Raw genomic sequence first — 13,867 nt, forward strand, 5'->3', positions numbered from 1 at the left:
CCAAAAAAAGCACAAGCGGCTTCTGGAACAGTATGAAGTATCTATTACCTATCGGCTGCCTACGGTTGAGGAATGGGAAACGGCTGCTGCGGGAGGGTTAGCGTCGGCAGACTCGCCTTATGGAGTAATGCGCCCACCTGCACCGGGAACAGCACGATACAAGCGACTTCGCATCAAGAACCCCGGTGAATTAGCAGCCTGCCTACGCAAGCAAGGCGGTGGGGAGCTGCCAAATGATACGTTATTTGAAATGGAGTTCAACGTGCAGGAAATTGGTTACGTGGGCAGTACGCTTGCTCCGTTTCGATGTGATAAGCAGAACAATCCCCATGTGAGCCTTACTGATGGCTTTGAGATAACTGATTATATCTATGCCCACCCGCCCAGCACGTTCGGGCTTTACAACATGATTGGTAATGCCGCCGAACTTACGGCTACTCCGGGGATTGCTAAAGGGGGCTCTTTTAAAAATTCGATTCAGGACTTTACCCTGAAAACGGATTTTCCTTACGTCGGTCCCCAGGAGTGGCTAGGATTTCGGTGTGCCTGTGTAATAAAGCTACGCCACAAACCCACTAAAAAATGAGAAAGTAGACAAACGCTTTGCGCTTAAAAACGCGACCTTTTCTCCGGTTACCTTTGTTGATTCCCTACGCCGGAAAACCCAGGCGCACCCTTCAAAATCATCTCTGATTCCGTGATAGTTTGCATTGCCGAAAAGCCCAGCGTCGCTCGTGAAATTGCCAACGTGCTGGGCGCCACCCGCCGCATGGACGGCTACATGGAAGGCAACGGCTACCAGGTCACCTGGACGTTCGGCCACTTCTGCCAGCTGAAGGAGCCCGACGACTACCAGCCCGAGTGGAAGCGTTGGAGCCTGCACAACCTGCCCATGATTCCCGACACGTTCGGCATCAAGCTCATGCGGCGTGACGAGGGCGTGGTGAAGCAGTTCCACACCATCAAAAAGCTGGTGGACGAGGCCACGGAAGTCATCAACTGCGGCGACGCCGGCCAGGAAGGGGAGGTGATTCAGCGCTGGGTGCTGATGGAGGCCAAGTGCCGCAAGCCCGTGAAGCGCCTCTGGATTTCGTCGCTCACCGAGGAGGCCATCCGCCAGGGTTTCGCCAACCTGCGCGAGGCCAAGGAATTCGACAGCCTCTACCAGGCCGGCAAAAGCCGCGCCGTGGGCGATTGGTTGCTGGGCCTGAACGCCACGCGCCTTTTTACCCTCAAATACACCACCTACCAGGACAAGCAACTGCTGAGCATCGGCCGCGTGCAAACGCCCACCCTGGCCTTGCTGGTGGAGCGCTGGCACGAAATCCAGAACTTCCGGCCTGAGCCTTATTGGGTGCTGAAGACCGAATACCGCGGCACGCTGTTTAGCCACATGGCCGCGCCTGATAAGGCCAAAGACGCCGACGCCGCGCCCGATACCAAGTCGCGGCTGCGGGCCCTGGGCTATTTCGTGACCGAGGAAGAAGCCCGCGAAGCCCTGGAAGCCGTGCGCCCCGCCCCGTTGCGCGTAACCGACGTGGAAATCAAGAAAGGCCGCGAGTCCCCGCCGCGCCTGTTCGACTTGACCTCGCTGCAGGTGCAGTGCAACAACCAGTTGGGCTTGTCGGCTGAGGACACGCTGAAAATTGTGCAGGCGCTGTACGAGAAAAAGGCCGTGAGCTACCCGCGCGTTGACACCACGTTCCTGCCCGACGACCAGTACGCTAAAATCCCCGGCATTCTGCGCGGCATTGGCTACGACGCGCTAACCAAGCCGCTGCTGGCCGGCAAGATTCCCAAAACGCCCAAGGTTTTCAACAACAACAAAGTCACCGACCACCACGCCATCATCCCGACGGGGGCGGCTGGCCCGAGCGGCGGCATGGAAACCAGCGTGTACGACATCATTGCGCGCCGCTTCATCGCCGCCTTTTACCCGGATTGCGAGGTGAGCAACACCACCGTGCTGGCCGAAGCCGCCGAGCGGCCGTTCCGCGTGCGCGGCCGCCAGATTCTCAACCCCGGCTGGCGCGTGGTCTACGGCGACCCCACCCAACAAGCGGCTCCCAAGCCAACTCCCGCGCCTGGTGCAGCCGGCGCGGCGGCCGAAGCCGATGACGACGCGGTTTCCACCGTCCTGCCCAACTTTGTGAAAGGCGAAAGCGGCCCCCACGACCCCCGGCTGGAGAGCAAAATGACCCAGCCGCCCAAGGACTACACCGAAGCCACCCTGCTGCGCGGCATGGAAACCGCCGGCCGCAACATCGACGACGAAGAGTTGCGCCAGGCCATGAAGGAAAACGGCATCGGCCGCCCCAGCACCCGCGCCGCTATCATCGAAACGCTGTTTAAGCGCAACTACATCCGGCGCGAGAAAAAGCGCATCGTGCCCACGCCCACCGGCGTAGAATTGATTGGCCTCATTCGTAACCCTACCCTAAAATCAGCGGAGCTAACCGGTCAGTGGGAGCACAAGCTCCGTCAGATTGAGCGCGGCGAGCTGTCGTCGGAAGGCTTCCTGGGCGAACTTTCGGGCCTGGTGAAGGAGATGGTGGCCGAAGTGAAGAACGACGGCCGCGGCCGCATGGTCACGTCCGGCAGCGCCGAGCTGGCCGTGCAGCAAGCCCAGGCCAATGGTGGGGCCAGCAAAGTGCCCGCGGGCATGACCAGCGGCCGCCCCACCAAGCTCGGCGGGCCTGCCACCCTGCCCGGTGCCAACGGCTTGGGCTACTGCCCGGCCTGCAAAACCGGCCACGTGGTGCGCGGCAAAACCGCTTTCGGTTGCGTGCGTTTTCGCGAAGGTTGCTCTTTCCGCCTGCCCGTCGAGGTGCACGGCAAGAAGCTCAGCGACCCGCAAGTGAAAGCCCTGCTGGCCAAAGGCCGCACGCCCGTCATGAAAGGCTTCTTCGGGGCCGAGGGGCAGAAGTTCGACGCCGCCATTGGCTTGGACGGTGCCTTCCAGCCCACACTTTTGCTCGTGGCGGAAAGCAAGCCCGGCGCCTCGCCCGACTCCGGCGAGATTCCCTGCCCGGTGTGCAAGCTGGGCACCATGCTCAAAGGCAAGGCGGCTTACGGTTGCTCCCGCTTCCGCGAAGACTGTCAGTTTAGAGTGGCTTTCGAATGGGGCGGCAAGCAGCTCACCGAAACGCAGCTCAAGCAGCTGCTGCGCCGCGGCGAAACCAGCGTCATCAAGGGCTTCATCTCCAGCAAAACCGGCAAGAAGTACGACGCGGCGCTGAAGGTGGAAGAAGGCCGCGTCGTACCGGTGTTTGCGTAGGGTTCGGAATCAGCGGCTGATTCGGTAGTTCAATTTGAGACTCAGGTTGTAGTTGCGGGCAAAGTTGGTGGCGTAGTACGGCTCCAGGCTGAAGCCGGTGCGGCCGGGCAGCCGCAGATTGGCGCTCACAAAGCCCAGACTGGGGCGGACCTGGTTCGGCGAAATTGCGTAGCCGGCCACCAGCCTGGACCCGTTAGCGCTGCCCAGTCCCGAACCCAGCCCAAAGCGCGTGGTGAGCCCGCCCATCACGTTCTCGGCCCCGTAGCCTAAATCGGCTTGCGCGAACAGGACGGACGGTTTCCCAATGCGGACCATCAGCTCCGGCATTACCGGGGTGCTCCCCTTGCTTTCGCCATCGCCAAAATAGCTGTAATAGCCCAGGCTGCCGATGTGCAGGCCCAGGCGAACATCTGTTGAGAGCCAGCCGTTTTCGCGGTGTACCTCGCGGTAGATGTGCACGTCGGCCAGCCGCTTGCGCACGGTGCTGTCGCGAGCGGTGATGAAGGTGTTACCGTCCGGGTCCAGCGGCAACATATCGATGCGTTGCTGGCCCACCCAAACGCCGCCGCCCCAGGTGCCGGTCCGCCCCACAGGCCCGGATTTTTCCACCGCTACTTCACCGCCCACCACGCCCGCTTGCTGCTGCAAGGCGAGGCGCTGCGAGCCCCCGCACCCCGAGTCGCTGAGTATGTCTTGTTCGGTTTCGCGGTGGTTGCCCAGCACCCCGCCTGTGATGATGGTGGTGCGACGAATGCGGGTGCTGTCTGCCGCCGAGACACGCAGGGCCGCCGGGACCTGCGCGGTAGACAGCAGCACCAGCCCGGCCAGCAGCACGCTCAGCGGCAGGCCCACCAGGCGCGGGCCCCGGGCTTGCAGCGTGGCTACCGCAGCCCTGGCTTCGGCGACCAGCACCGCCAGCAGCAGCGCGCGCACCACCAGCACTTCGGGCAGGGTGAGGGCGTGGCGCCCCAGCACGGCCGTGAGGGCCAGCATGACCAGCACCACGGCCACGGAGCGGGTGGGAGCGTTAACCGCCACCGTTTTCGGGGCCGCTGCGGCCGGGCCCGCTCGCCGCACCCGCCAAGCCCACGTCGCCAGCGCCATCAGCCCCAAAGGCAGCAAGCCGAACTGCAGCTCCGTCCAGCTTCCACCCAGCACGGTATGCACCGTGCTGGCAACTGGCTCGCCCGCCGGGTCGCGCCAGAACGACAGCCCGAAGCGCCCCAGCAGCAGCAGGCCCGTTTGCAGCAGCAGCCACGAGCCCACCGGCCAGCGCCGGTGCCGGGTAGCCAGCAGCACGCCGCCCACGGCCGCGCACAGCAGCAGGGCCATTAGTTGCGTAGGCGCCACCGGCAGGCAGTGCGCCGCCGTGGCGGGCAGCATCCCGGCCTGCACCTGGCTCCACCACGGCAGGGTGTGGGCGGCGTAGGTCAGGCCCCAGGGCGCGGCCGTGGGCTGGCCAAAGCAGCAGCCTGTGAGCACACAGCCCACGCACTGCACCGCCAGCGCCCCGCACAACGGCAGCGCCAGGGCGTCCAACACCCGCCAACTCAAACCCAGCCAGCGCCGCAGCGCCAGGGCCGTAAGGGTTGCGGCCAAGCCACCGCCCAGAATGGAGCGCGCCGGACTGCTGGGCGCGTCGCTGAGCAGCAGCGCGGGCCACTCGGCTACGCCGTGGGTGATGAGCTTGGTGCCCAGAATGAGGGCCAGGCTACTGGCCGCAACCAGCGTCAGCCAAGGGCGCAATGGGAAACCGCGCCGCCAGCCCTCCACCAGCAACAGCAGCACATTGGTGAGGGTGGCAAGCAGGTAAAACGGAGTGTAGAAGTCGTGGCCGTCGGAGTAGGGGAAGGTCATGAAAATCAGGATAAGCAGGCTCCTCAGGTTGAGAGCTTAAACCTACTTCCTAAGCCAAGCCAGCAGCAAGTACAACTTAGCCAGCATCAGACTTTGATTTGTTAATAAGAACGATAAACAGCTATTGAATACTAGGTATTTATATCCAAATAATCAGTCTTTGCAGGTGCTTGTTTATTGCGCATGCTCGGGCTGCTGTTGGGGAACTGTTACTGGCTCACGGTACCTCACCAAATTCTTGACCATGCCCTTGAAGATGATGCCGTGGAAGGGCAGGACCGAATACCAGTACAGCCGCCCGGCCAGCCCGCGCGGGCGGTAGGCGGCCAGCTGCTCCACGGCTTGGCTGCCGTCTTCCTGGTCCACGATGCGGAATTGCAGCCAGGCCTCGCCCGGCAGCTTCATTTCGGCGTAGAGCAAAAGGCGCCGGTTTGCTTTGTCGGCCACCAGCACGCGCCAGAAGTCGAGCGGGTCGCCGGCCCGCAGGCGGCTGGGCGAGCGGCGGCCGCGGCGCAGGCCCGGGCCGCCCACGGCCTTGTCCAGGATGCCGCGCAGCTGCCAGAGCCAGTCGGTTTTGTACCAGCCCCGGTCGCCGCCAATGCGCCAGATGTTGTCGAGCACCTCTGGCACGGGCCGCTGAAAAGGCATTAGCTGGCGGTCGAAGAACATGCCGTTCTTCGGGATTTGGATGGCGTCCATGTAGTTCTGGCGCATGGTGCCCGAGCTCAGCGCATCGGACCAGGAGCTGACGACTTCGTTCTGCTCGATGCGGGTGAATGCCAGGGCCAGCGCCTCCCGGTAGCTCATGCAGTGGTGCGGAATCACCGCGTCGATGCTCTTGGCGGGGTCGCAAACGGTGTCGTTTTTGAGGCTTTCGACCAGGCTTTGGGCCAGCGAAAACGTGGTGCTCGTGACCAGATACAGCCACCACGACGACAGCCGGGGCGTGAGTACGGGCACGGTCACAATCCAGCGCTTGTAGCCGCGCACCGCCGCCAGGCCCAGCAGCATGTCGCGGTAAGCCAGCACATCGGGCCCGCCCACGTCGAAGGCCCGGTCGAAACAGGCGGGGTTGTCGAGCACCTGGGTCAGGTAAAACATGATGTCGCGGATGCCAATGGGCTGGCAGCGCGAGTTCAGCCAGCGCGGCGTCACCATCACGGGCAGCTTTTCGACCAAGTCGCGGATTATCTCAAAGGACGCCGACCCCGAGCCGATGATGATGCTGGCCCGCAACACGGTCAGTTTGGCGGTGGCGGCTTGGCTCAGCACGTCTTCCACCGCGTAGCGCGAGCGCAGGTGCACGCTCAGGCCCTGGTCGTTGGCAATGCCCGAGAGGTAGATGACTTGCCGCGCCGTCGTGGTGTCGAGAAACTGCGTGAAATTGCGGGCTGACTCCTGTTCCAGCTGGTAGAAGTTCTTGCTGCCGCCGCTCATGGAATGCACCAGGTAATAAGCCGCGTCGATGTCGGTGGGCACGTCGGCCAAGGTCTCGGGCTTGAGCAAGTCGCCCTGGGCCACGCTCACGCGGGGCAGCAGCGTCTCGGGCAAGATGTCGGCCAGTGCAAAGCGGCGGGCGTCGCGAACGAGGCACACCACGTCGTGCTCGGCGGCGAGGAGCGGCAGCAGGCGTTGGCCAATGTAGCCGGTGGCCCCGGTGAGAAGGATTTTCATGGGCAGCCTTAAAGAATATGAACCGTCCTGTCGAGCGCAGCTGAGACATCTCGCCTCGGAAAACTAATTACTACCACACGCGAGATGTCTCGGCTGCGCTCGACAGGACGGTTCATTGACAGGACATTCTATTAACGGAACGGCTGCGGCGGCGAGTTGTTTGCCGCCGTGGAACCAACCAGTGCCCACGCTGCATCCTCCGCACTAAATCAGCATCTTTGCCGGCATGAAACACTTCGTCCCACTCCTCGCCTCGGGCCTGCTGCTGGCCGCCACCGCTCACGCCCAAACCAAGCTCACGGCCCCGCCCCTGAGCCCGGCCACGCACATTCGCCAGAGCTTCTCCACTTCCTACATCGACCTGACGTATTCGCGGCCGTCGCTGCGGGGCCGGGCCGCGTTCGGCAATCTGGTGCCCAACGGCACGGTGTGGCGCACCGGCGCCAACACCATCACGAAAGTGCGCTTCGGGGAAGAAGTAAAAATCAACGGGCAAGCGGTGCCCGCCGGCGCCTACGCCCTCCTCACCATCCCCGACGCCAAGGAGTGGACCTTCATCCTGAACCGCGACACGGCCCAGTGGGGCACCTACCAATACAAACAGGCTCTCGACGTGCTGCGCGTGAAAGCCAAGCCCACTAAGCTCGCTGCGCCCGTGGAAACCATGTCGCTGACCGTGGAAAACCTGCGCCCCAACGCCGCCGACCTGGTGGTGAGCTGGGACCGCACCCAGGTGGCTCTGCCCATCACGGCCGACCCCGACCGCATTGTGATGGGCCAGATTGAGCAGGCCATGAAGGGCGAAAAGAAGCCCTACATCACCGCCGCGCAGTATTACTTCAACGCCGGCAAAGACCTTACGCCCGCCCTCGGCTGGGTCGACGAGTTCATCAAAGCCAACCCCACCAGCTACTACGGCTACTATTGGAAAGCCAAACTCCTGCAAAAACAAGGCAAGAACAAGGACGCCATCGAGGCCGCTAACAAGTCGTTGGAAATGGTGCAGACCGATAAAAACGAAGTCTCGAAAGCCGAATACATCCGTTTGAATCAGGAGGTGCTGGCTTTGGCGCGGAAATAACCTCACCCCTGACCCCTGCCGGGCACGGCCCCTCTCCAAAAAAGAGGGGGCACCGGCCTTGCCTTTGGCGTCATTTAATCAAAGAAAAAGCCCGCTGATGGCGGGTTTTTTCTTTTGCTACTAATCATCCATCTGAGCAGAACCGGTGCCCCCTCTTATTTGGAGAGGGGCCGTGCCCGGCAGGGGTCAGGGGTGAGGTTACGCCTGCTTGTTGCCCTGCTCCACCATCTGGGTGAAGCTGTTGGCGGCTTTGGTGAACTCCGACGGAATGAGCATGATGGTTGTCGTGTTATTATCGATGCCGATTTCCGAGAGCATTTGCATGCGGCGCAGCTCCAGGGCAATGGGGCTTTCCTCCATCTGCTTGGCGCCCTGCGTGAGCTTAATGCTGGCTTCCAGCTCCGCTTCGGCCTTGATGATGCGGGCCCGTTTCTCCCGGATGGCCTCGGCCTCGCGCGCCATGGCCCGCTGCATGGACTCCGGAATTTCCACGTCCTTGATTTCGACCAGCTCGATTTTTACGCCCCAGGATTCGGTGGCCGCGTCCACGATTTGCAGCAGCGCCGTGTTGATTTGGGCGCGCTCGCGCAGCACCTCATCCAGCTGGTGCTGCCCAATGATGTTGCGCAGCGCCGTGACCGCCAATTGGTAAACGGCTTGGTTGAAGTTGGCGACTTTGATGATGGCGTCGGCCGGGTTCACCACCCGAAACCACAGCACGGCGTTGACCTTGATGGTTACGCTGTCTTTGGTGATGGTTTCCTGCTGCTCCAAATCGACCGTTTTGGTGCGGATGTCAATGGTCTGCTGGCGCTCGATAATCGGGATTATCCAGTACAGCCCCGGCCCGCGCGTGCCCACAAACCGGCCCAGCCGAAACACAATGGCCCGCTCGTATTCCTGCGCAATGCGCAAGCCGGACAACAGAAAAAGAACAATGAAGAGAACGATGAAGAGCGGTGACATGACCGGAATGGGTTGGTGAAATTTGGTCCATGTATCGCCGCGGCGAGGCCAGCATTACATCACTCCTTCATCAGCAGGAAGCCCCGTTACATCGCAACTCACTTGCTTAAACGGTATATGTCCCTTCCATTCCCCCTTTGCTCGATAATTTCTATAGTCTTTCCCTTTGTATTCAAATCGTATTCACCGCCGAGGATGAGTGTCCAATCGAATTCTGCTGTCCAAACGCATGCATTGGTAAAGATTATCTTGTTCTTGTTGGTCACCTTATAAGTGCCCGAGCACAGCGCCGGATATTTGACTTTTTGGCTCGTGCCGTTCCATTCGCCTTCCGAAAAAGTCAAGCTTACCTGTGATACTTGACCACCGGGCTCTCGCTGAAAGGTTCCTGTGTATGTACCATTTAGGTCAGGGCTAGGAACTGATTTTTGGCAGCTACTGACTGCTAACAGCAGAAAAGATGAAGCAAGGGCTAATAAGTGGCGCATAGCGAGAAAGATAGTTTCCTGTCTGACCTGCGAGTAGACGCAAGGGTTGCGTGAGCCACCCGAGATGTTTCTGAGACATTCTTCGCCTTACCGCCCCACCACCGGCAGCACCGGCACGCTCTCATGCCCGGCGGCGTCCACGCTGGCCACCGCGAAAATGAAGTTGTCTTTGCTGATGTCCAGGTTCACGGCCAGGCCAGTCACGGGGATGCGCTGCTGCCACTGCGGGGCGCTGGTTTCGCGCACCAGCACCACGTAGCCGCTGGGCTTGGGGCCGGCGGCGGGGGCCTGCCAGCGCAGCTCGGTGCGGTTGGTGAGGTTGGCGGTGAGGACTTCCACCTTGGCGGGGGCGGCGGGCGCCAGGGCCAGACTCACCATCGTGGCGAGGTTGATGCCGGCGTTGCGGCGCAGGTAGGCAAAGTCCACGCCTTCAATCACGTCGCCGTAGGCCCGGCCTTTTTCGGTGCGCAGGTCCTGGTGCTGGTGGGTGTAGTCCTCGTTCATTTCGGTGAAGCGGACGGCCGCAAAGCCCTGCTGGTTGAAGGGCGTGTGGTCGCCGCCGCGCAAGAACCGGTCGGGGCGGTACTCCATCACCACTTGGTGGCCTTTGCCATAGAGCTGGCCCACGCGTTGCGTGTACCGGGCGAGTTGGCGGCTGATGCCGTCGTTCTCGTTGCTGAGCTGGCGGCGAATTTTGGCCTGGTCGGGCGTTTCGTTGGCCGGCACGCCTTCGCTGAACACGCGCAGGCGCTTGTCGTCGTTAATCACCGGGTCGAAACCGTGCGAGTTGCCCACGATGTCGTTGTTGAGCATCGCAATCAGGTTCCAGCCTTCTTTTTTGGCGCGCTCGGCCAGGTGGCCCGAACCGTAGAGGCCCTGCTCTTCGCCCTGCACGGCCACAAACTTCAGGGTGCACGGAAACTTCTGCCCGGCCAGCACGCGGGCCAGCTCCATCACCAGCACCGTGCCCGAGCCGTCGTCGTTGGCGCCGGGCGCGTCGGCGGTGGCGTTCATCACGTCGCTCACCCGCGAGTCGATGTGGCCGCTCACCAGGATAACGCGGGTGTCGTTGGGGTCGGTGCCGGGCAGGGTGGCCAGCACGTTGGCCATCAGCACGGGCTTGTTGATGCGGCGGCCGTCGGGCTTCACGGTGAAGGTGTCCATCTCCACGGTCATGCGGCCCCCACCGGCTTTGCTGTACTTCAGAAACTCGTCGCGCACGTAGTTGCGGGCCGCGCCAATGCCGCGCGTGGGGCTCTGAGTGTCGCTCAGCGTGTGGCGCGTGCCAAACGAAACCAGCTTGCGGATGTCGGCCTCCAGGTTTTTGGCCGAGATTTCCTCCACCAGCTTTTGAATTTTGGGGTCGGCCGGTGGGAGCAGGGGGCCGGGTTTGGTTTGGGCAAGGGCGGCAAAAGGCGCCAGAAGTAGGAGTGCAGCGAGTTTCATGTGGGAAAGTTAGAACGAAAACTCCCCTCCTTGGTAAGGAGGGGATGTTTGGCTGAAAGCCAAACGGGGGTGGTTGTGGGCGTCTGCATCATTCGGCGGAAGAATTTCTGCCGGCGCATACGCCACAACCACCCCCGTTTCAGCTGCGCTGAAACATCCCCTCCTTGGTAAGGAGGGGAGTTTGATGTCCTACATTACTTCTTATAAAACGGCTCCACCGTCCGGAAATACGGGTTTACGCCCTCGTCGGAGTTCACATCCAGCAGCATGAGGTCCACGAATTGGTAGGCGTTGGTTTGTCCTTGCAGTACCGGACCTAGCTCCTGCATGAAGCTGGGGTCGGGGTTGGTGCTCTCGAAGGCGAGCAGCAGACGGGGCACTTCAGGGTTGTTGGCCAGCTGCATTTGGGCCAGGAAAGCCGTTTCGATGTGCGGCTGGGTGGCGGCCCATTCCTTGATGGCGTCGGCCACGGCCGTGGGGTAGTCGGCGGGTTCGCTGAGCATTACCTGGGCATCGCCGCCGGCCGGCGAAAGCGGGCCGGTGAGCTGGCCCGACAGCAGCGCGGCCAACTCGTCCTTGGGCAGCAGCTTGCCGGCCGGCGAGAAGGGGTTGAGCACGCAGTCCTGGCCCTGCACCATGTTGAAAAATGCGTGGCCCGGCAGGCGCACGTAGCTCACGGGCCCGTTTTCCACGCCGCCGTCCGTCAGGCGGGGCACCGAGGAGAAGATGGGCAGCTTGCCATCGGCCAGAATCTGCAATTGAATCTCCTGGCCTTCGCTTAGCACGACTTCGCCTTCGGCAATGCCTTCCATGGGCGCCAGAATCATCAGAATTTCCTCCTGCAGCAGCGCCTGGTAAAAGGCCGGGCGGGCGTTTTCGTCGGTGGCGGCCAGCAGCAGCAGTTGCTCCAGCACGTTTTCCGGCTCGTAGGGCAGGGGAACGGGCTCCGGAACCTGATAAGTGGGCACGGGCGCAACCGGCTCTACCGGGGCCGTGAACTTCGAGCCCTGATAACGGGGGCCACCGGCGGGTTTTTCGGCCGGCGTGGCCGAGGGGTTGCTGGCTGGGGTCGGGGTAGCCGGAGTATCAGCGGGTTTACTTTTCAGGAAATCAAACAGGCCCATAGCGGATTAAAATGCGAATGTGTTGGAAGCGCAATCTACGGCGAAAAACGGGTTTGGTAGACGTGAAAAGGGCTGATGCACGGGAATCGAATGACCTGTTTGGCCTGATTGAAGCCTCTCGCCCCCTGCGCCTCGGCTGCGCAAACGCGAGATGAGCAGGACGCGGCCTTTCTCAGTCGGGGTTTCGTCTCGTTTACTGGCGGCAGGCGTCGAGCTGTTGCTGCGTCTGGTTGATTGTCCGAAGCGGCCCTTTGTTGCCCCAGTGGTTCTCGATGTAGTTGAGCAAGTTGGTAATCTGCGCGGGGCTCAAGCCCTTCTCTCCGGGCATCACGTTGTTGTAGCTGATGCCGTTTACCACAATGGGGCCCTTTTGGCCGTTGCGGAGCAGGCAGGCCAGCTCGTCGCGGTGCTTGGTAAGGTAATCGGCGCCCGCCAGCGGCGGAATCAGGCGGGCCAACCCCTGGCCCTGGTCGCCGTGGCAGCTGGCGCAGTGCTGCACATACAGCCGCTCGCCCTGCTTGCGGTTGTTGCTGAAACAGCCGGGCAGCGTGGTAGCAAGCACCGCGCCGCCCAGCAGGAGGCTGGCCCACGCCCTCATTTAGCGTTGGGCCACGCCAGGTTTCCGGGTCTCAATTTCGGCCAGCAGCGTGGGCAGCTCCTTCATGAGGCGTTCTACTTCCTGGGCGTTGAGGCTGTCGTAGAGGCCGCGAATGTGGCCTTGGTCGTCCACTAGCGCAAAGGTGCCGTTGTGGGCAAAGCCGCCGGGGGCCGTTTTGTCGGGTTCGGCAGCGGTGAAGTAGGCGCGGGCCAGCTGAAACACGGTGTCGCGGGCGGTGGGCTCGCCGTGGGCGCCGGTGGTGGCGAAGTACCAGTTGCGCGCCCCGCCCATGCCCAGGCGGTCGGCGTAGTCGCGCAGCACCGGAATGCTGTCGTGGGCCGGGTCGATGGTGTGCGAAAGGAAAGCCAGGCGTGGGTCCTTGCCATACTTGGCGTACACTTTCAGCAGCTCGCCCTGCATTTTGGGGCAGATGCCGGGGCAGGTGGCAAAGAAGAAGTCGGCCACGTAGGCGCGGCCCGCGAAGGTCTTATTGGTAATGACTTTTCCGCTCTGGTCGGTGAGGCGGAAGGCTGGCACGGTGGCAAACACGGTGTCGGCGGGGCCGCCGTCGGCACGTGGGCGTACGTCGCGCTCACCCAAGATGGGGAGGCGGGCGGTGGTGTCGGGACTGGTGCAGGCGGTGGCAAGAACGGCGGCCAACGCAGGAAGCAAAAACAAGCGTTTCAACATCGTTATTTGGAAGAGGCGGGCGCGGCCGGAGTGGCCGCGGCGGGGTGCTGCTTGATAAACAACGAAGCCGAATCTATCGTTGCGCGAAACTGCTGGCGCACGCCGGCCAGCACCTGTTGCTGCTGCTGGAAATAGGCCAGGCGCGCGGCGGGCGCGGCCGTCGTGTCGGGCGCTTTGTACTGACGCATCCATCTCATCATGGCCTCATCGGCGGCGGCCAGTCCGCGCAGGTAGGGGCCGGCAGCGGGCGACTTCGTGGCGTTAATCTTCGCCTTGAGCTGAAAAAGCTGGTCCATTTGCGCCATCAACGAATCGTGGCGGGCCATGAGGGCCATTTCGGCTGCCGAGGCGGGCGAGGGCGCGCCGCGCTCGGCAATGGGCTGGTTGGGCGAGGTGCAGGCAGCCAGCAGGGCCAGCGCCGCGGGCAGCACGGCCCGTAGGGTGAGTCGGGAAGTATTCACTCCGTAAAGGTACGCCTGCTTCGCGTGAGGCGGGGGTGGCCAGCCTTGCCAGGCGAATAATCAAAGCCTTGAAGCAGTTTAGCAAGTCACTTGCCGGTCCGACGCCCTAGGCGTCCGACCGGTTGCCGCACGATGCTCCAACGGTTGCTGACCAACAACCGGTCGGACGCCTCGGGCGTCGGACTGGCAAGCGACACACTTCCTA

The 13,867-nt window shown here is 62.4% G+C and carries 11 protein-coding genes and 1 pseudogene; 3 read left to right on the forward strand and 9 right to left on the reverse strand.

The genetic code is table 11. From position 1 onward, the window contains the following. Positions 1 to 586, forward strand: a pseudogene (locus tag VF629_RS08220) (hypothetical protein); the annotation flags it as partial. Between the two features lie 111 nt (positions 587 to 697). Beyond that, positions 698 to 3,277, forward strand: coding sequence for a DNA topoisomerase 3 (locus VF629_RS08225; protein ID WP_331057987.1), 2,580 nt, complete (start codon positions 698 to 700; stop codon positions 3,275 to 3,277). A gap of 9 nt (positions 3,278 to 3,286) precedes the next feature. Here the strand turns inward: VF629_RS08225 and VF629_RS08230 are convergent, their stop codons facing one another. Both VF629_RS08230 and VF629_RS08235 read right to left on the reverse strand, forming a co-directional pair. After that, positions 3,287 to 5,134 (reverse strand): prolipoprotein diacylglyceryl transferase family protein, encoded by a 1,848-nt coding sequence (locus VF629_RS08230; RefSeq protein ID WP_331057988.1) that lies wholly within the window; start codon positions 5,132 to 5,134, stop codon positions 3,287 to 3,289. Positions 5,135 to 5,308: 174 nt separating this feature from the next. Further along, the gene (locus VF629_RS08235; protein WP_331057989.1) at positions 5,309 to 6,808 is read right to left on the reverse strand and encodes an SDR family oxidoreductase; all 1,500 of its coding nucleotides are present in this window, start codon (positions 6,806 to 6,808) and stop codon (positions 5,309 to 5,311) included. A gap of 226 nt (positions 6,809 to 7,034) precedes the next feature. On the opposite strand from VF629_RS08235, the gene VF629_RS08240 reads away from it, so the two are divergent. Further along, complete coding sequence (locus VF629_RS08240) at positions 7,035 to 7,889, forward strand: DUF2911 domain-containing protein (RefSeq protein ID WP_331057990.1); 855 nt, start codon at positions 7,035 to 7,037, stop codon at positions 7,887 to 7,889. Between the two features lie 198 nt (positions 7,890 to 8,087). Here VF629_RS08240 and VF629_RS08245 read toward each other — a convergent pair whose 3' ends face one another. From VF629_RS08245 to VF629_RS08275, 7 genes are all read right to left on the reverse strand, one after another. Further along, the gene (locus VF629_RS08245; RefSeq protein WP_331057991.1) at positions 8,088 to 8,855 is read right to left on the reverse strand and encodes a slipin family protein; all 768 of its coding nucleotides are present in this window, start codon (positions 8,853 to 8,855) and stop codon (positions 8,088 to 8,090) included. A 98-nt stretch (positions 8,856 to 8,953) separates the two neighbouring features. After that, complete coding sequence (locus tag VF629_RS08250) at positions 8,954 to 9,343, reverse strand: hypothetical protein (protein ID WP_331057992.1); 390 nt, start codon at positions 9,341 to 9,343, stop codon at positions 8,954 to 8,956. A gap of 87 nt (positions 9,344 to 9,430) precedes the next feature. After that, on the reverse strand, positions 9,431 to 10,789 hold the full coding sequence (locus VF629_RS08255; RefSeq protein ID WP_331057993.1) for a M28 family peptidase: 1,359 nt from the start codon (positions 10,787 to 10,789) through the stop codon (positions 9,431 to 9,433). Between the two features lie 194 nt (positions 10,790 to 10,983). Further along, the gene (locus VF629_RS08260) at positions 10,984 to 11,913 is read right to left on the reverse strand and encodes an enhanced serine sensitivity protein SseB C-terminal domain-containing protein (protein ID WP_331057994.1); all 930 of its coding nucleotides are present in this window, start codon (positions 11,911 to 11,913) and stop codon (positions 10,984 to 10,986) included. A 193-nt stretch (positions 11,914 to 12,106) separates the two neighbouring features. After that, complete coding sequence (locus VF629_RS08265; protein ID WP_331057995.1) at positions 12,107 to 12,511, reverse strand: cytochrome c; 405 nt, start codon at positions 12,509 to 12,511, stop codon at positions 12,107 to 12,109. Then, on the reverse strand, positions 12,512 to 13,201 hold the full coding sequence (locus VF629_RS08270) for an SCO family protein (RefSeq protein WP_331057996.1): 690 nt from the start codon (positions 13,199 to 13,201) through the stop codon (positions 12,512 to 12,514). Between the two features lie 2 nt (positions 13,202 to 13,203). After that, the gene (locus tag VF629_RS08275; RefSeq protein WP_331057997.1) at positions 13,204 to 13,662 is read right to left on the reverse strand and encodes a hypothetical protein; all 459 of its coding nucleotides are present in this window, start codon (positions 13,660 to 13,662) and stop codon (positions 13,204 to 13,206) included. Positions 13,663 to 13,867 lie beyond the last annotated feature (205 nt).

Origin of the sequence: Hymenobacter sp. (assembly GCF_036388155.1) — a bacterium.
Lineage (GTDB): Bacteria > Bacteroidota > Bacteroidia > Cytophagales > Hymenobacteraceae > Hymenobacter.

What these genes read in the sequence shown, in the direction of transcription:
- VF629_RS08230 (WP_331057988.1), bottom strand. Translation starts at nt 5,134, where the DNA reads ATGACCTTCCCCTACTCCGACGGCCACGACTTCTACACTCCGTTTTAC.
- VF629_RS08235 (WP_331057989.1), bottom strand. Translation starts at nt 6,808, where the DNA reads ATGAAAATCCTTCTCACCGGGGCCACCGGCTACATTGGCCAACGCCTG.
- VF629_RS08240 (WP_331057990.1), top strand. Translation starts at nt 7,035, where the DNA reads ATGAAACACTTCGTCCCACTCCTCGCCTCGGGCCTGCTGCTGGCCGCC.
- VF629_RS08245 (WP_331057991.1), bottom strand. Translation starts at nt 8,855, where the DNA reads ATGTCACCGCTCTTCATCGTTCTCTTCATTGTTCTTTTTCTGTTGTCC.
- VF629_RS08250 (WP_331057992.1), bottom strand. Translation starts at nt 9,343, where the DNA reads ATGCGCCACTTATTAGCCCTTGCTTCATCTTTTCTGCTGTTAGCAGTC.
- VF629_RS08255 (WP_331057993.1), bottom strand. Translation starts at nt 10,789, where the DNA reads ATGAAACTCGCTGCACTCCTACTTCTGGCGCCTTTTGCCGCCCTTGCC.
- VF629_RS08260 (WP_331057994.1), bottom strand. Translation starts at nt 11,913, where the DNA reads ATGGGCCTGTTTGATTTCCTGAAAAGTAAACCCGCTGATACTCCGGCT.
- VF629_RS08265 (WP_331057995.1), bottom strand. Translation starts at nt 12,511, where the DNA reads ATGAGGGCGTGGGCCAGCCTCCTGCTGGGCGGCGCGGTGCTTGCTACC.
- VF629_RS08270 (WP_331057996.1), bottom strand. Translation starts at nt 13,201, where the DNA reads ATGTTGAAACGCTTGTTTTTGCTTCCTGCGTTGGCCGCCGTTCTTGCC.